This window comes from Pseudomonas sp. R43(2017), assembly GCF_002112345.1.
GTDB lineage: Bacteria > Pseudomonadota > Gammaproteobacteria > Pseudomonadales > Pseudomonadaceae > Aquipseudomonas > Aquipseudomonas kribbensis.
Genome location: NZ_NEHJ01000006.1, coordinates 384,087 through 399,269, shown reverse-complemented (window position 1 = coordinate 399,269; position 15,183 = coordinate 384,087). Strand labels below are relative to the sequence as shown.

Below are 15,183 nucleotides of genomic sequence, written 5' to 3'. Positions count from 1 at the left end.
ACGGACAGCCTGTGGATAACCCTGTGCGTAAATTGTGTGCGAAACAGGGAAAACCTTTGTAGGCCGTGAACCTGCTGAGCTAGACCGTTTGTCACTGTTTTTTCGCCGGGAAAAACGCTTCAGCGGATTTTTAAGGGCGCGAACCCTATCACAAAAAACGGCCTTGTCCGAACGCATTTACCGACTTGTGTTCTCGCTGTACGCCGTTTATACAATCGGCCCTGACACACGCATTCTTATCCTCCTTAAAGATGACAAAAAGACGGGAGGATCCTTCCTTTATTCGCAGCATCGGCAAGCAGAGGTCACCCGTGGAGCAAGAAGCCTGGCAGGTATTGATAGTCGAGGACGACCAGCGTCTGGCCGAACTGACCCGCGAATACCTGCAAGCCAACGGATTGCGCGTGGAGATCGAAGGCAACGGGGCGCTGGCGGCGGCGCGGATCATCAAGGAACAGCCGGACCTGGTGATCCTCGACCTGATGCTCCCCGGTGAAGACGGCCTGAGCATCTGCCGCAAGGTGCGCGACCAGTACGACGGGCCGATCCTCATGCTGACCGCGCGTACCGACGACGCCGACCAGATCCTCGGCCTCGACATCGGCGCCGATGATTACGTGTGCAAACCGGTGCGCCCACGACTGTTGCTGGCACGCATCCAGGCGCTGTTGCGACGCAGTGACGCACCGGAGCCGGCGGCGGGCAAACCACGCCGTCTGCAATTCGGCCCGCTGGTGGTGGACAACGCCTTGCGCGAAGCCTGGCTGAGCGACAGCGGCATCGAGTTGACCAGCGCTGAATTCGATCTGCTGTGGCTGCTGGTGTCCAACGCCGGGCGCATCCTGTCACGGGAAGAAATCTTCACCGCGTTGCGCGGCATTGGTTACGACGGTCAGGACCGCTCGATCGATGTGCGCATCTCGCGCATCCGCCCGAAAATCGGCGACGACCCCGATCACCCGCGCCTGATCAAGACCGTGCGCAGCAAAGGTTATCTGTTCGTGCCTGAAGCCTGCGTAGAACTGCCGCTGTGAACTCGATCTTCCTGCGCATCTACGGTGGCATGTGCGCGGCGCTGATTCTGGTGGCGGTGCTCGGCGTGCTGGCGCTGCACCTGCTCAACCAGGTACGCAGCGAGCAATACCGCGAGCGCCTGGCCCACGGCACGTTTTCCCTGATGGCCGACAACCTGCAACCGATGAACGAGACCGAGCGCCACCGCGCCTTGCTGGTGTGGGAGCGGCTGCTGGGGATTCCGCTGACGTTGCAGACGTTCACCCAGACCGATCTCGATCTGACCCAGCGTACCCGCGTGCAGCGCGGCCAGGCCCTGGTGGAGCAGACCGGTCCGCACGCGGCCAAGGTCTACCGTCTGGTCAGCGACAAGGAACAGTTGGTGCTGGTGGGCGAGGTGCAGCAGATCAGCGAGCAACTGGCCCGGGCGACCATCTACTTGCTGGCCGATGAACTGGTGCGGGTGCCGATGGGCGAGCAGCCCAAACGCCTCGCGCAATTAAAGGAAGAGAAGGGCTTCGGCTTCGATCTGCGGCTGGTTACCGTGGACGAGGCCGACATGGATGAAGATCAGAGTCGTCGCGTCTCGGAAGGCGATACGGTGATGGCGCTGGGCAAGGGCGGTGATTCGATCCGGGTGTTTGCCGGGATGGTCGGTACACCGTGGGTGCTGGAAATCGGTCCGCTCTATCAAATGAATCCGTACCCGCCGCAATGGCTGGTGCTGATTGCCGCATTGGGTCTGACCCTGATCGGCCTCATCGTCTATTTATTGGTGCGTCAGCTCGAACGGCGTTTGCGCGGTCTCGAAGCGGCGGCCACGCGCATCGCCAAGGGCAGCCTGGAAACCCGTGTTCCGGCACGCGGTGCCGACTCGGTGGGCAAACTGGCGGCGGCGTTCAACGGCATGGCCGAGCACCTGCAACAGTTACTGGCGATCCAGCGGGAACTGGTACGTGCGGTGTCCCATGAGTTGCGCACGCCGGTGGCGCGCCTGCGATTCGGTCTGGAAATGATCGGCTCGGCCACCACCCCGCAAGCGCTGGAGAAGTACCGCGAGGGCATGGACCACGACATCGAGGACCTCGATAAATTGGTGGACGAAATGCTCACCTACGCGCGGCTGGAGCAGGGCTCGCCGGCGCTGACCTTCCAGCGCATCGACCTCGATGCACTGGTCAATCAGGTGATCGAAGAACTGGCGCCACTGCGCGCCGACGTCACGGTGCAACGCGGTTTGTGCCTGTCGGCGGCTGATTGCGACGATGCCTGGGTCGAGGCCGAGCCGCGTTATCTGCATCGGGCCTTGCAGAACCTGGTGGGCAACGCCATGCGCCATGCGCGCTCGAAGGTCACGGTCAGTTATCAGGTCGGGCAGATGCGTTGTCGTGTGGATGTCGAAGACGACGGCCCCGGTGTGCCGGAAAGTGCGTGGGAGAAAATCTTCACGCCATTTTTGCGGCTGGACGACAGCCGTACCCGGGCGTCCGGTGGACACGGGTTGGGGCTGTCGATCGTGCGGCGGATCATTCACTGGCATGACGGCCGGGCGCTGATCGGCAAGAGCAAGAGTCTGGGCGGGGCGTGTTTCAGCCTGAGCTGGCCGCGGAATCAGGAGCGGCGCTGAAGCCGCTCAAGCCTGAATGCTGACCAGACTCAACAACTGCCCGTCGTGCACCCCGAACTGCGCATCCAGTTCGGTCCCGTTGTGCCACTCACTGGACAGGTCCGTCAGCAGGCGCAGCCTCACATGACCTTGCTCGGTCCATTCGAGTACTTCGGCGTGCTCGAAATAGAAGCGCTTCTGGACGATCGGGTACAGCGCCTTGAACAAGCTCTCCTTCACTGAAAACGTCAGTGTCACCCACAACGCCAGTTGATCGCGGGCGCCGGCGGCCATGCGCTGCATTTCCGCTGGCGTGAGGATTTCCCCGGCCAGGCGCTCGGCCCGTTCGGCGTTGAGCAGGTTTTCCATGTCCATGCCCAGTCCGCGCCAGTGCTGTTTGTTGGCGACAATCGCCGCTGCCCGGCCCGTGCTGTGGGTGATCGAGCCGCAAATATGTGCCGGCCACACCGGTGCGCGATCCTCGCCAATGGCCGGAACACTGCTTGAACCTTCCAGCTGTTGCAGCGCGGCCCGGGCGCAGATCCGCCCCGCCAGAAACTCCGCCTGACGCTTGGCCACCGAGCGCTGGATGCTCGGCGGCGGCTCGATGGCGCTGCGGCGGAAATCATCGCCGAGCAATTGCGACGGGTCGAAATGGGTGCTCAGCAGCACGGTGTCCGGCAGCACGATCGGCAATGGCCAATGGGCATCGAGCGGGGTGCAGCAGGCGGGGAGGAGGGGGCTGGAATTCATGGCGGGCATTTTGCCGGGTTGCTTTGAGGCTGGATAGTGCGCAGATGTGGAACGCTCCCGCGCAGGGCGCGGGAGAGAGTGGGTTCAGCCAAAGATTTTCTTGAAGAAGGCCTGCATGTCCGCCCAGGATTTTTCATCCGCAGCCTTGTTGTAGCCGATGTCCGGGCCACCGTGATCGCCGTGGCTCAGACGATCCGCATCGGGGTTGGTGAAACCATGCTTGGCGCCGTCGAGGCTGACGAATTTATAGTCGGCGCCGGCCTTGTCCATTTCAGACTTGAATGCCGTGACGTTGTCGGCGGTGACCATGCTGTCCAGTGCGCCGTGCTCGACGAGGATCTTCGCCTTGACGCTGCCGGGCGTCGCAGGAGTCTTGGTGGCGAGTGCGCCGTGGAAACTCACCACACCGGCCAGTGGCACACCCTGGCGCGCCGCATTCAACACCACGCCACCACCGAAGCAGTAACCGATGGCGGCCAGTTTGCCGGTGTCAGTTTGTGGCTGTTTTTTCAGCAGGTCGAGGCCGGCCTCGAAGCGTTTGCTGGCGGCATCGGCGTTCTGCGTGGCCGCCTGCATGAATGCCATCGCGTCTTTCGGGTGCTCGGTATTCTTGCCGTTACCGTACATGTCGATCGCCAGGGCGCTGTAGCCGAGGCCGGCGAGATCCCGTGCGCGGCGCTTGGCGTAGTCGTTCAGGCCCCACCATTCATGGACCACCACCACACCGGGGCGAGGTCCCTTGATCGCGTCGTCGTAGGCGTAATAACCGATCAGTTTCGTGCCGTCGGCGCTCTGGTAAGGTATTTCCTCGGTTTTGATCGCAGCCGCGCTGAGGCTGCTGAAGGCGAGCAGGGTGAGGGCAAGGAACAGGCGCATGATCGGGTCTCCTGACAATAAAAGGTCAAGACAGCCTAGTTCATTTGATTGCGCCCGGGTTCAGGGTGCGTTCAGGGCAGGTACAGGCCGGGTTCAGTAATCTTGAACCACGTCCGAGGGATGAAATGAACAGGACCCTCAAAAGCGGCAGTACACCGTTGTCGCAGGTATGCTGTTGGAGATGCTGATTGGCCCGGGAGAGTGTCATGAAACTGTTGGTCGTCGAAGATGAAGCGCTGTTGCGCCATCACCTGCAAACCCGCCTGACGGAAAGCGGTCACGTGGTCGAGTCCGTGGCCAATGCCGAAGAGGCGCTGTACCAGACCGGGCAATTCAATTTTGACCTGGCGGTGATCGACCTCGGCCTGCCGGGCATGGGCGGGCTCGATTTGATCCGCCAGTTGCGCCAGGACGGCAAGAGCTTTCCGATCCTGATTCTCACCGCCCGTGGCAACTGGCAGGACAAGGTCGAAGGCCTGGCCGCCGGTGCCGACGATTACCTGGTCAAGCCGTTCCAGTTCGAAGAACTTGAAGCCCGGCTCAATGCGCTGTTGCGTCGCTCCAGCGGCTTCACCCAGTCGTCCATTGTCGCCGGGCCGCTGCTGCTCGACCTCAATCGCAAGCAGGCGACCCTCGATGAACAGCCGCTGGCGCTGACCGCCTACGAATACCGGATTCTCGAGTACCTGATGCGTCACCACCAGCAAGTGGTGCCCAAGGATCGCCTGATGGAACAGCTGTACCCGGACGACGACGAGCGTGATCCGAACGTGATCGAAGTGCTGGTCGGACGTCTGCGGCGCAAGCTCGAAGGCCCGGCCGGTTTCAAGCCGATCGACACGGTGCGCGGGCTGGGCTATTTGTTCAATGAGCGCTGCACTTGATCCGTTCGCTTCGTGTTCGTTTGATGTTGGCCGCCACGACGCTGGCGGTGTTCTTCATGCTCGCCTTGCTTCCGGCGATGCAAGGGGCGTTCAGCCTGGCGCTGCAGGATTCCATCGAGCAGCGCCTGGCCTCGGATGTCACCACACTGATTTCTGCTGCACGGATTGAAAACGGTCGGCTGGTGATGCCGATGCAGTTGCCGGACGAGCGTTTCAACCTCGCCGACTTCCGTTTGCTTGGCTACATCTACGACCGCGAAGGTCATCTGGTCTGGCGCTCGAAAGCGACCCAGGAAGAGCAGATCAACTACAAACCGCGTTACGACGGAATGGGCAGCGAGTTCGCGCGGATTCGCGAAGCCAGCGGCCAGGAGTTCTTCGTCTACGACGTCGAAGTCAAACTGCTCGGCGGCAAGAATGCGGCGTTCAGCATCGTCGCGCTGCAACCGGTGCGCGAATACGAAACCACCCTCGAAGGTCTGCGGGAAAACCTCTACCTCGGCTTCGGCGCTGCGTTGCTGGTCTTGCTTTCGTTGCTGTGGATCGGCCTGACCTGGGGCCTGAAAGCCTTGCGCAGGCTCAGTCAGGAACTGGACGAAATCGAAAGCGGCACCCGCGAAAGCCTCACCGAACAGCACCCCCGTGAACTGCTGCGCCTGACCGGCTCGCTCAACCGCTTGCTGCACAGCGAGCGTCAGCAACGCAGCCGTTACCGCGACTCCCTCGACGATCTGGCCCACAGTCTGAAAACCCCGCTGGCGGTGTTGCAGGGCGTCAGTGAAGACATGGCCCAGCGTCCAGAAGATCGCGATCAGGCCTGGGTACTGCAAACCCAGATCGAACGCATGAGCCAGCAGATCAGCTACCAGTTACAACGCGCCAGCCTGCGTAAAAGTGGCCTGGTGCGCCATCAGGTGCGCCTGCGCCCGGTGCTCAAAAGCCTGTGCGACACCCTCGACAAGGTCTACCGAGACAAGCGCGTGCGGGTCGCATTCGACCTGCCGGAACACTGCTACCTGCCGATCGAGCAGGGCGCCTTGCTGGAAATGCTGGGCAACCTGCTGGAAAACGCCTATCGCCTGTGCCTGGGCGAAGTGCGCATCAGCGTGCGCGAAACACTGGCCGGGAGCGAATTGTGTATCGAAGACGACGGTCCCGGCGTCCCGCAACATCAGCGGGCGCGGATTCTTGAGCGCGGCGAACGTCTGGATCGTCAGCACCCTGGGCAGGGGATCGGCCTGGCGGTGGTCAAGGACATCATCGAGAGCTACAACGCCAAATTGACCCTGGGCGATTCGCCGATGGGCGGGGCGGCGTTCAGGATTCATTTTCCGGCGGTGTGATCGCCTACTGTTCCTGCGCCCGATACGCCCCCGGCGTCAGCCCCGTCCACTTCTTGAACGCCCGATGAAATGCCGACGGCTCGGAGAACCCGAGCTGTTCGGCGATCTGTTGCAACGACAGATCGGCCCGCCCCAGGTGATAAATCGCGATGTCTCGGCGCAACTGATCCTTCAATTCCTGAAAACTGGTGCCTTCTTCGCGCAAATGCCGGCGCAGGGTTTGCGGGCTGATGTGCAGGTGTGCCGCGACGGCCTCCAGGTCCGGCCAGCGCGCGCTGTCGTGACTGAGCAGGCGGCGCAATCGGCTGCTGAGGCTGTTGCCGTCGTCCGGGCGAGACAGCAGGTCGGCGGGGGAGCGTTCGAGAAAGTGCTTGAGGGTGCGCTCGTCCTGCAACAGCGGCATGTGCAGATAGCGACTGTGAAACACCAGACTGCTTTGCGGCGCCGAAAACGCCAGCGGGCACGAGAACAGCAAATCGTACTCCGCCCCGTGCGCCGGTTTCGGGTAGCTGAAACTTGCCTGTTCCAGGCGAATCCGTTGGCCGATCAGCCAGCTGCCGAGGCGGTGCCAGATCACCAGCAGGCTCTCGGAGAGAAAGTGATCCGGGTCCCACAACTGCGAATCGTCGAGGCTCAGGCGCACCCATTCGTCTTCATGGGTCAGGCTCAGGCGCGGGGCCTCGGGGAATAGGCTATAAAACAATAAGCCGCGCTGCAGAGCCTTTTCCAGGCTGCGGCAATGGATGATGGCGTGGCACATCATGGCGAAACTGCCGGTCTTGCTGGGCGCGTTGCCGAAGCCCAGGCATTCGTCGTCCAGGGCCAGCCACAGGTTCTGGATCAGTTGGGTGAACAGTTCCGGAGCGATCCGCGCACGGGGCTCGTCGAGCAGTTCGGGACTGATGCCCAGTTGCAGCAGCAGGCCCGAATAATCGAACCCGCGACGGCGTGCGCCGACGAGGGCGGCACGGGCGAAGTGACTGGCGATGGTGCGTTCGCGCATAAGCGGCAAATCCTTCCTCTGGCGACCGATGGTAGCCGGCGGCTCTGATCGGCAACAAGGCGGATTTCCGCCAAATTGTAGGACGAGAGCAGGTGCGTTGGCGGAAATCCGCCACACTTGGGTAACCGAATGGTGACACAGAAAAACCTGCATCCCCTGATATCAAAAGGCTTGCAGCAATTTGCACCAAAGTGGCACGACGTTTGCGATAAGAGCGACAGAAGCGTGCGCCGAGCCGGTCCGGAAAGCGTCGTTCGACACAACAAATCCCTCCAGTGCAGGAGGGTTCGCAATTCAAGTGTCGCGTTCAACAGATGGATGTTGCCACGCGGGACTCTTGAGGAACTTTGCAATGACGACTCGTCAGCCACTGTACAAATCCCTGTATTTCCAGGTGATCGTCGCAATCTGTATCGGTATTGCGCTCGGTCACTACTACCCGCAGTTCGGCGTGGCCGTAAAGCCGCTGGGTGACGGGTTCATCAAACTGATCAAAATGATCATCGCCCCCATCATCTTCTGCACCGTGGTCAGCGGCATCGCCGGCATGCAGAGCATGAAGTCGGTCGGCAAGACCGGCGGTTACGCACTCCTGTACTTCGAAATCGTTTCGACCATCGCCCTGCTGGTCGGCCTGATCGTGGTCAACATCGTGCAGCCGGGCAACGGCATGCACATCGACGTCGCCACCCTCGACGCTTCGAAAGTCGCCACCTACGTGCAGCAAGGCGCTGACCAGAGCGTTGTCGGCTTCCTGCTCAACGTGATCCCGACCACCATCGTCGGCGCGTTCGCCACCGGTGACATCCTGCAAGTGCTGATGTTCTCGGTGATCTTCGGTTTCGCCCTGCACCGCCTGGGTGCCTACGGCAAGCCGATCCTGGACTTTATCGATCGCTTCGCCCACGTGATGTTCAACATCATCAACATGATCATGAAGCTCGCGCCAATCGGTGCCTTCGGTGCGATGGCCTTCACCATCGGCGCCTACGGTGTCGGCTCGCTGGTGCAGCTGGGTCAACTGATGGCGTGCTTCTACATCACTTGCCTGGCGTTCATCCTGATCGTGCTGGGTGCCATCGCCCGCATGCACGGCTTCAGCGTGCTGAAAATGATCCGCTACATCCGTGAAGAGCTGCTGATCGTACTCGGCACTTCCTCGTCGGAATCGGTACTGCCACGCATGCTGATCAAGATGGAGCGTCTGGGCGCGAAGAAATCGGTAGTGGGTCTGGTGATCCCGACCGGTTATTCGTTCAACCTCGACGGTACTGCGATCTACCTGACCATGGCGGCCGTGTTCATCGCTCAGGCGACCGACACCCACATGGACATCACTCACCAGATCACCCTGCTGGTGGTGTTGCTGCTGTCCTCCAAAGGCGCCGCCGGTGTGACCGGTTCGGGCTTCATCGTGCTGGCCGCCACCCTGTCGGCGGTAGGTCACCTGCCGGTGGCCGGTCTGGCACTGATCCTGGGTATCGACCGCTTCATGTCCGAAGCCCGCGCCCTGACCAACCTGGTCGGCAACGCCGTTGCCACCATCGTTGTGGCCAAGTGGGTCAAGGAACTGGACACTGACGTACTGGACGCCGAGCTGGCCTCGGGCGGTCGCGGTATCGTCGACCAGCGTCACGAAGACGACCTGGGTGTGGCCGAAGGCCCGACCCCGAGCAATGTGAAGTAAGCATCGCTTGAATGGAAAAACCCGCTTCGGCGGGTTTTTTCTTGCCTGCTGTTTGAGCGCAACGGTCAGCGCAACTGATGCATCCGGTAATTGCCCCATCGCCGACGGCTGCCTAGGCTGCATGCATCGTTGATGGAGATCGCCCATGTCTGCACCGTTGGCCTCACTGAAGATTCTGGATTTCTCGACCCTGCTGCCGGGACCGTTTGCCTCATTGCTGCTGGCGGACATGGGCGCCGAGGTGCTGCGCATCGAATCGCCGACTCGCCTCGATCTGCTGCGGGTATTGCCGCCCCACGATCACGGGGTCTCGGCCAGCCACGCCTACCTGAATCGCAATAAACGCAGTCTGGCGCTGGACCTCAAGCAGCCCGAGGCGCTGGAGCTGGTGAAGCAGTTGCTGGCCGAGTACGACATCGTGCTGGAGCAGTTCCGCCCCGGCGTGATGGAGCGGCTGGGGCTGGGCTACGAGGCGCTGAAGGCGATCAATCCGAAGCTGATTTATGTGTCGATCACCGGTTACGGCCAGACCGGGCCGTACAAGGATCGCGCCGGCCACGACATCAACTATCTGGCGCTGGCCGGGCTCTCCAGTTACACCGGGCGCGCCGACAGCGGGCCGTTGCCGCTGGGCATGCAGGTGGCGGATATCGCGGGTGGCTCGCTGCACGGGGTGATCGGCCTGCTGGCGGCAGTGATATCACGACAGCAAACCGGGCAGGGCACGCACCTGGATGTGAGCATGACCGACTGCGCCTTCAGCCTGAACGCCATGGCCGGCGCCGGGTATCTGGCCTGCGGCGAGGAGCCGGGCTGGGAGGATCAGATGCTCAATGGTGGCAGCTTCTACGACTGCTACCGCTCCCGCGACGGGCGCTGGATGTCGGTGGGCAGTCTGGAGCCGGCGTTCATGCAGCAACTGTGTGCGGCGTTGGGGCGGCCGGAACTGGCGGCCCAGGGTTTGTCACCCAAGCCTGAGCAGCAGCGGGCGCTCAAGGATGCCTTGAAGGTCGAGTTCGAGAAGCATGACTTTGCTGAACTTTGCGAGTTGTTTGCCGGAATCGATGCCTGTGTCGAACCGGTATTGAATCTGGGCGAGGCGGTGCAGCATCCGCAATTGCAGGCGCGGGAGCTGGTGACTCAGGTACCCCGTGGGGATGGCTCGGCGCAGGCGCAGATCGCTTGCCCGCTGAAGTTCTCCGAAGCCTTGCCGGCACCGCGACATGTCGGCGCGGCGCTGGGGCAGCATACGGATCAGGTGTTGGGGGAGTTGGGCTTGAGCCCTGAGCGGATTGCCGAATTACGTGCCGCGAAAGTCGTTTTATAGCTCGTTCCCACGCAGAGCGTGGGAACGAGATGAAGGGTTACTCGACCCGCATCTCGCCACTGAACACCAATGTATTCCGGCATCGGCGGCACAGATACCGTCGCCCCTGCCTGACCAGACTATGGCGCTGGGCCGAAAACGGAAAATCACTGTCGGCACACGGGCATTTGTAGATATAGCGGGTCACGCTGCGGCGTTTGACCTCATACGTATGGCAACGATCCGGCGGCAGCTCGTAAACGCCGCGCATGATCAGTTGCCACTCCTCGCCATGGGGCTGGATGCGGTCGCCGAACAGTTGATGGGCGATCAGGTGCGCGACTTCGTGGGCCACGGTTTGCTTGAGGAAATGCTCGGTGTTCTCCCGGTACAGCTGCGGGTTGAAGCGCAGCAGGTTCTCGTGCAGATGCGCGACCCCGGCTTTTTGCCCGCGCAGCTTGAGGCTCACCACGGGGCGTTTGAAAGGACGTTTGAAAAAGGATTCAGCGAGTTGGAAACAGTCTTCGACGCGGGTATTGAGTTGCTCGGGCATGCTTGATGGATCTCCAGAGAGTCGGAGTATGCCGCAACCGTCCGGCCTTGCGTATCGCCGAACTGCCGAATGGTCGTGGCGCTTTTCCCTGGCATGAGAAGGCCGCCTCGCGGCGGCCTGTGTTGGCGGATCTTGTTCTTCTCGGCGTTGCAGCCAACTAGTTCGTGGCTCTCTAATTTGTGTAGACGGGCCCCACGCCCAGTCCCCAGACAATCACGGTAAACGCCATGATGGCGACCAGCACCACCAGACCTACCGCCAGCACCGAGCTGGAAAACAGGAATCCCTCGTCAGACGGAATGTTCATGAAGGTCGGCAGCCCCACATACAGCAGGTACACCGTGTAGCAGATGGCCGCCGTACCGACGATCATCCCCAGCCACATATGCGGGTACAGCGCCGCCAGGCCACCGACGAACAACGGTGTCGCGGTGTAGGTGGCAAACGCGACGCAACGGGCCAGGCTCGGGTTGGCGTCATAGGTGCGGGCCATCCAGTGCACGAAGGCCCCCATGACCGCGACCCCGCCGAGCATCGCCAGGTACGACATGATGGTCATCCACAACGCGCTTTCGACGGTGAGCATCACCGGGGCGCGGCTGCCGATCACCCAACCGACCTGAGTCGTGCCGATAAACGCCGAAACAGCGGGGATCGCCGCCAGAATCAGCGTGTGCGTCAGGTACATGTGGCTGATGCTTTCCTCTTGGTCGCCACGGATTTCCTTCCATTCCTGATCGGGGTGGGTAAAAAGTCCCACTACGTGATGGATCATGCCAGTCACTCCTCTCGTTATTGCCATCGCCCCCCAGCGGAGCGCCTACGGGCCAATGTGGCCGAGCAAATACAGGTCTTCAGATTGCGTGCGACCTTATGTCGCAGTATAGGAAGGTCTTAACCGCACAGGTATTGGGGTCTTAGAGCAAATCGCGCTGTAAACCGGCGGGGTAATCGCGTCGGGGTCTGTGCAGACGGGCATTCGAGGGGGCGACAACCTGTGGCCACAACCCCAGTGTTTTTGCGTAAAATGCCCGCCTTTCGTCACACCTCACGGATTTCGCGTCATGGGCACTCTTACGGTCAACCAGAACAAACTGCAAAAGCGCCTGCGCCGCCTGGCCGGCGAAGCAGTCACCGACTTCAACATGATCGAAGACGGCGACAAGGTCATGGTCTGCCTGTCCGGAGGCAAGGACAGCTACACCATGCTCGACGTGCTGATGCACCTGCAGAAGGTTGCACCGATCAAGTTCGAGATCGTCGCCGTGAACATGGACCAGAAGCAGCCGGGCTTCCCCGAGCACGTGCTGCCGGCCTACCTGAAAGAGCTGGGCATCGAGTACCACATCGTCGAGAAAGACACGTACTCGGTGGTCAAGGAACTGATCCCGGAAGGCAAGACCACCTGTTCGCTGTGCTCGCGCCTGCGTCGCGGCACGCTGTACACCTTCGCCGACGAAATCGGTGCGACCAAAATGGCCCTCGGTCATCACCGCGACGACATCGTCGAGACGTTCTTCCTCAACATGTTCTTCAACGGCAGCCTCAAGGCAATGCCACCGAAGCTGCGCGCCGACGACGGGCGCAACGTGGTGATCCGTCCGCTGGCCTACTGCAACGAGAAAGACATCCAGGCCTACTCGGACTTCAAGCAATTCCCGATCATCCCGTGCAACCTCTGCGGCTCCCAGGAAAACCTGCAGCGTCAGGTGGTCAAGGAAATGCTGCTGGACTGGGAGCGCAAGACCCCGGGCCGTACCGAGAGCATTTTCCGCAGCCTGCAGAACGTGATCCCGTCGCAACTGGCCGACCGTAACCTGTTCGACTTCACCAGCCTGAAGATTGATGAATCCGCGGCTTCGCGTTTCGTCAACGTGGTGAACCTGTAAGCGATCCAATCGCTTGAAAAAAACGGCGCTCGTGGGCGCCGTTTTCAATTCGTTTTTTAGGAGAGGGCATGCGCGACTACAAGTGGCTGCACGAATACTGTCTGAACCGCTTCGGTTCGGCGGCTGAACTGGAAGCCCATCTGCCCGTTCCCAAGACCCCGGCACAACTGCGCCAGATCAGTGACGACCGTTATCTCTCGACCATGGCCCTGCGGGTGTTCCGTGCCGGGCTCAAACACAGCCTGGTGGATGCCAAGTGGCCGGCCTTCGAAGAAGTGTTCTTCAGGTTCGACCCGGAAAAGGTCGTGCTGATGAGCGCCGAACACCTTGAGCGGTTGATGCAGGACGCGCGGATCATCCGTCACCTGGGCAAACTGAAAAGCGTGCCGCGCAATGCGCAGTTCATTCTGGATGTCGAGAAAGAGAAGGGCAGTTTCGGCGCATTGCTGGCGGACTGGCCGGTGACCGACATCGTCGGCCTGTGGACCTACCTGAAAAAGCACGGCCACCAGTTGGGCGGGCTGTCGGCGCCACGGTTCCTGCGCATGGTCGGCAAGGACACGTTCGTGCCGAGCTACGATGTGGTCGCGGCGTTGAATGCACAGAAGATCGTCGACAAGGTGCCGAGCAGTCTGCGGGATCTGGCCACGGTGCAGAACGCGTTCAACCAGTGGCATGAAGAGAGTGGCGGGCGGCCGATGAGCCAGATTTCGATGATGCTGGCTTACACCGTCAATCACTGAGACTGAGTCGCTCCAATCGTCGGAACGCCACCCGGAACAAGCTCGCTCCCACATTTTGGAATGCGTTCCCCTGTGGGAGCGAGCTTGCTCGCGAAGGCGTCCGCTCAGGCGACGCTGATCTCGCCTTCGCCGGCCAGCTTGCGGTTCAGCTGATACCGCCAGCGCACATACAGTAGCGCCGAGCAGAACACCGCCAGACTGGCGATCATCTCCAGCACGCCAAACAGCTGACGGCTCGGGTCATACGCCGCCAGTGCGCCCTTGATGAAATACAGATTCACCACAAAGCACATCCACGAATGCCCGCGGGTGCTGCCCATGATCATGCCCGGTGCCAGCACCAGCCACGGGATCAGTTCGATCAGCAGAATCACCCACGTCCGTGCGCCATGCAGGTCGGCGAACACCAGGTAATACGCGGCGAGCAGTCCGGCCAGACCGAAAAAGCACAGCAGACTGATCACCCGCATCGCCCGCACCCGAGGCTCCAGCCATTCGACGGCAGGCAGGACTTTCGGCTTTCTGGCCATCTCAGTTCCCCAGTTTCTGGGCCGTTTTGGCCAGACGTGCGCCCAGTGCGCGGCACAGCGCCACTTCGTGTTGATCGAGACCACTTTTGCCATCTGCCCCGGCGTGATGACTGGCGCCGTAAGGCGTGCCGCCGCCCTGGGTTTCGAGCAGCGCCGATTCGCTATAGGGCAGGCCGGTGATCAACATGCCGTGGTGCAGCAGCGGCAGCATCATCGACAGCAGCGTGGTTTCCTGACCGCCGTGCAGGCTGGCGGTGGATGTGAACACGCCGGCCGGTTTGCCGACCAGCGCGCCGGTCAGCCACAGGTTGCTGGTGCCGTCGAGGAAGTACTTGAGCGGCGCGGCCATGTTGCCGAAACGGGTCGGGCTGCCGAGGGCCAGGCCGGCGCAGTTTTTCAGGTCATCCAGCGTGGCGTACAGCGCGCCTTCATCGGGAATGTCCGGCGACACCGCTTCGCACTCGGTCGAAATCGCCGGCACGGTGCGCAGGCGCGCTTCGAGGCCAGCCTGCTCGACGCCACGGGCGATTTGCCGGGCCATCTCGTTGGTCGAACCGCTGCGGCTGTAATACAGAACCAGAATGTACGGCGCACTCACGGCAACAGCTCCAGGATCTGCTCCGGTGGGCGGCCGATGACGGCCTTGTCGCCGGCTTCGAGAATCGGTCGCTCCATCAACTTGGGATGCGCCGCGATCGTTTCAATCAATTGTTTCTCGGTGAGACTGGAATCGGCCAGGTTCAGGGTCTTGTACTCGTCTTCGCCGGTGCGCAGCAGTTGCCGGGCGCTGATCCCCAGCTTGCCGAGCAGGGCCTTGATTTGCGCGGCGTCCAGCGGTGTTTCGAGGTAGCGCACGACGTTTGGCGTCAGGCCACGGGCTTCGAGCAGTTCGAGCGCACCGCGGGATTTCGAGCAGCGCGGGTTGTGATAAAGCGTCAGATCGGTCATGGGCGGGTCGCTTCTTGCGTAGAGTGGCGGCTATTCTAACTGTGCAGC

At 61.6% G+C, this 15,183-nt stretch carries 16 protein-coding genes; 8 read left to right on the top strand and 8 right to left on the bottom strand.

From position 1 onward, the window contains the following. Nucleotides 1–311 precede the first annotated feature (311 nt). Together CAG02_RS19630 and CAG02_RS19625 are read left to right on the top strand one after the other, a co-directional pair. On the top strand, nucleotides 312–1,034 hold the full coding sequence (locus CAG02_RS19630) for a response regulator (protein ID WP_085711000.1): 723 nt from the start codon (nucleotides 312–314) through the stop codon (nucleotides 1,032–1,034). Then, nucleotides 1,031–2,641 carry an ATP-binding protein gene (locus tag CAG02_RS19625; protein WP_085710999.1) on the top strand — a complete coding sequence of 537 codons (1,611 nt, stop codon included), beginning with the start codon at nucleotides 1,031–1,033 and terminating at the stop codon, nucleotides 2,639–2,641. Before CAG02_RS19630 ends, CAG02_RS19625 begins: the two co-directional genes overlap by 4 nt. Nucleotides 2,642–2,647: 6 nt before the next feature. Here the strand turns inward: CAG02_RS19625 and CAG02_RS19620 are convergent, their stop codons facing one another. Next, a complete protein-coding gene (locus tag CAG02_RS19620) occupies nucleotides 2,648–3,373 on the bottom strand; it encodes a 4'-phosphopantetheinyl transferase (protein WP_085710998.1) in 726 nt (241 codons plus the stop codon). Between the two features lie 84 nt (nucleotides 3,374–3,457). Beyond that, nucleotides 3,458–4,249 carry a dienelactone hydrolase family protein gene (locus CAG02_RS19615; RefSeq protein WP_085710997.1) on the bottom strand — a complete coding sequence of 264 codons (792 nt, stop codon included), beginning with the start codon at nucleotides 4,247–4,249 and terminating at the stop codon, nucleotides 3,458–3,460. A 206-nt stretch (nucleotides 4,250–4,455) separates the two neighbouring features. Between CAG02_RS19615 and CAG02_RS19610 the strand changes: the two genes are divergently transcribed. After that, entirely contained in the window at nucleotides 4,456–5,133 is a 678-nt protein-coding gene (locus tag CAG02_RS19610; RefSeq protein WP_085710996.1) for a response regulator transcription factor, read from the top strand. Further along, nucleotides 5,130–6,476: an ATP-binding protein gene (locus tag CAG02_RS19605; protein WP_085710995.1), complete on the top strand. Its 1,347-nt coding sequence runs from the start codon at nucleotides 5,130–5,132 to the stop codon at nucleotides 6,474–6,476. The genes CAG02_RS19610 and CAG02_RS19605 overlap by 4 nt, the downstream gene beginning before the upstream one ends. Before the next feature lie 4 nt (nucleotides 6,477–6,480). Here the strand turns inward: CAG02_RS19605 and CAG02_RS19600 are convergent, their stop codons facing one another. Further along, nucleotides 6,481–7,479, bottom strand: coding sequence for an AraC family transcriptional regulator (locus CAG02_RS19600; protein WP_085710994.1), 999 nt, complete (start codon nucleotides 7,477–7,479; stop codon nucleotides 6,481–6,483). A gap of 352 nt (nucleotides 7,480–7,831) precedes the next feature. Here CAG02_RS19600 and CAG02_RS19595 point away from each other — a divergent pair, with 352 nt between their 5' ends. Further along, nucleotides 7,832–9,166, top strand: coding sequence for a dicarboxylate/amino acid:cation symporter (locus CAG02_RS19595; RefSeq protein WP_085710993.1), 1,335 nt, complete (start codon nucleotides 7,832–7,834; stop codon nucleotides 9,164–9,166). A gap of 145 nt (nucleotides 9,167–9,311) precedes the next feature. After that, nucleotides 9,312–10,493: a CaiB/BaiF CoA-transferase family protein gene (locus CAG02_RS19590; RefSeq protein ID WP_085710992.1), complete on the top strand. Its 1,182-nt coding sequence runs from the start codon at nucleotides 9,312–9,314 to the stop codon at nucleotides 10,491–10,493. A gap of 37 nt (nucleotides 10,494–10,530) precedes the next feature. Here CAG02_RS19590 and CAG02_RS19585 read toward each other — a convergent pair whose 3' ends face one another. After that, nucleotides 10,531–11,025, bottom strand: a complete 495-nt coding sequence (locus CAG02_RS19585; RefSeq protein WP_007957760.1) for a SprT family zinc-dependent metalloprotease — start codon at nucleotides 11,023–11,025, stop codon at nucleotides 10,531–10,533. A 172-nt stretch (nucleotides 11,026–11,197) separates the two neighbouring features. Then, nucleotides 11,198–11,800: a Yip1 family protein gene (locus CAG02_RS19580; RefSeq protein ID WP_085710991.1), complete on the bottom strand. Its 603-nt coding sequence runs from the start codon at nucleotides 11,798–11,800 to the stop codon at nucleotides 11,198–11,200. Between the two features lie 289 nt (nucleotides 11,801–12,089). Between CAG02_RS19580 and ttcA the strand changes: the two genes are divergently transcribed. Continuing rightward, a complete protein-coding gene (ttcA, locus tag CAG02_RS19575) occupies nucleotides 12,090–12,914 on the top strand; it encodes a tRNA 2-thiocytidine(32) synthetase TtcA (protein ID WP_085710990.1) in 825 nt (274 codons plus the stop codon). 68 nt (nucleotides 12,915–12,982) lie between these two features. Then, nucleotides 12,983–13,657 (top strand): DNA-3-methyladenine glycosylase I, encoded by a 675-nt coding sequence (locus CAG02_RS19570; RefSeq protein WP_085710989.1) that lies wholly within the window; start codon nucleotides 12,983–12,985, stop codon nucleotides 13,655–13,657. Between the two features lie 104 nt (nucleotides 13,658–13,761). Here the strand turns inward: CAG02_RS19570 and CAG02_RS19565 are convergent, their stop codons facing one another. Genes CAG02_RS19565 through arsC form a run of 3 tightly spaced genes read right to left on the bottom strand, consistent with a single transcriptional unit; the run spans nucleotide 13,762 to nucleotide 15,135 of the window. Then, nucleotides 13,762–14,187, bottom strand: a complete 426-nt coding sequence (locus CAG02_RS19565; protein ID WP_085710988.1) for a DUF2069 domain-containing protein — start codon at nucleotides 14,185–14,187, stop codon at nucleotides 13,762–13,764. 1 nt (nucleotide 14,188) lies between these two features. Beyond that, a complete protein-coding gene (gene wrbA / locus CAG02_RS19560; protein WP_085683574.1) occupies nucleotides 14,189–14,785 on the bottom strand; it encodes an NAD(P)H:quinone oxidoreductase in 597 nt (198 codons plus the stop codon). Next, a complete protein-coding gene (gene arsC / locus CAG02_RS19555; protein ID WP_085710987.1) occupies nucleotides 14,782–15,135 on the bottom strand; it encodes an arsenate reductase (glutaredoxin) in 354 nt (117 codons plus the stop codon). The genes wrbA and arsC overlap by 4 nt, the downstream gene beginning before the upstream one ends. Nucleotides 15,136–15,183: the final 48 nt, after the last annotated feature.

Bases quoted from the DNA above. Each gene is read 5' to 3' on its own strand.
- ttcA (WP_085710990.1), top strand. From the start codon at position 12,090: ATGGGCACTCTTACGGTCAACCAGAACAAACTGCAAAAGCGCCTGCGC.
- CAG02_RS19595 (WP_085710993.1), top strand. From the start codon at position 7,832: ATGACGACTCGTCAGCCACTGTACAAATCCCTGTATTTCCAGGTGATC.
- CAG02_RS19610 (WP_085710996.1), top strand. From the start codon at position 4,456: ATGAAACTGTTGGTCGTCGAAGATGAAGCGCTGTTGCGCCATCACCTG.
- CAG02_RS19590 (WP_085710992.1), top strand. From the start codon at position 9,312: ATGTCTGCACCGTTGGCCTCACTGAAGATTCTGGATTTCTCGACCCTG.
- CAG02_RS19585 (WP_007957760.1), bottom strand. From the start codon at position 11,025: ATGCCCGAGCAACTCAATACCCGCGTCGAAGACTGTTTCCAACTCGCT.
- CAG02_RS19570 (WP_085710989.1), top strand. From the start codon at position 12,983: ATGCGCGACTACAAGTGGCTGCACGAATACTGTCTGAACCGCTTCGGT.
- arsC (WP_085710987.1), bottom strand. From the start codon at position 15,135: ATGACCGATCTGACGCTTTATCACAACCCGCGCTGCTCGAAATCCCGC.
- CAG02_RS19620 (WP_085710998.1), bottom strand. From the start codon at position 3,373: ATGAATTCCAGCCCCCTCCTCCCCGCCTGCTGCACCCCGCTCGATGCC.
- CAG02_RS19615 (WP_085710997.1), bottom strand. From the start codon at position 4,249: ATGCGCCTGTTCCTTGCCCTCACCCTGCTCGCCTTCAGCAGCCTCAGC.
- CAG02_RS19600 (WP_085710994.1), bottom strand. From the start codon at position 7,479: ATGCGCGAACGCACCATCGCCAGTCACTTCGCCCGTGCCGCCCTCGTC.
- CAG02_RS19565 (WP_085710988.1), bottom strand. From the start codon at position 14,187: ATGGCCAGAAAGCCGAAAGTCCTGCCTGCCGTCGAATGGCTGGAGCCT.
- CAG02_RS19580 (WP_085710991.1), bottom strand. From the start codon at position 11,800: ATGATCCATCACGTAGTGGGACTTTTTACCCACCCCGATCAGGAATGG.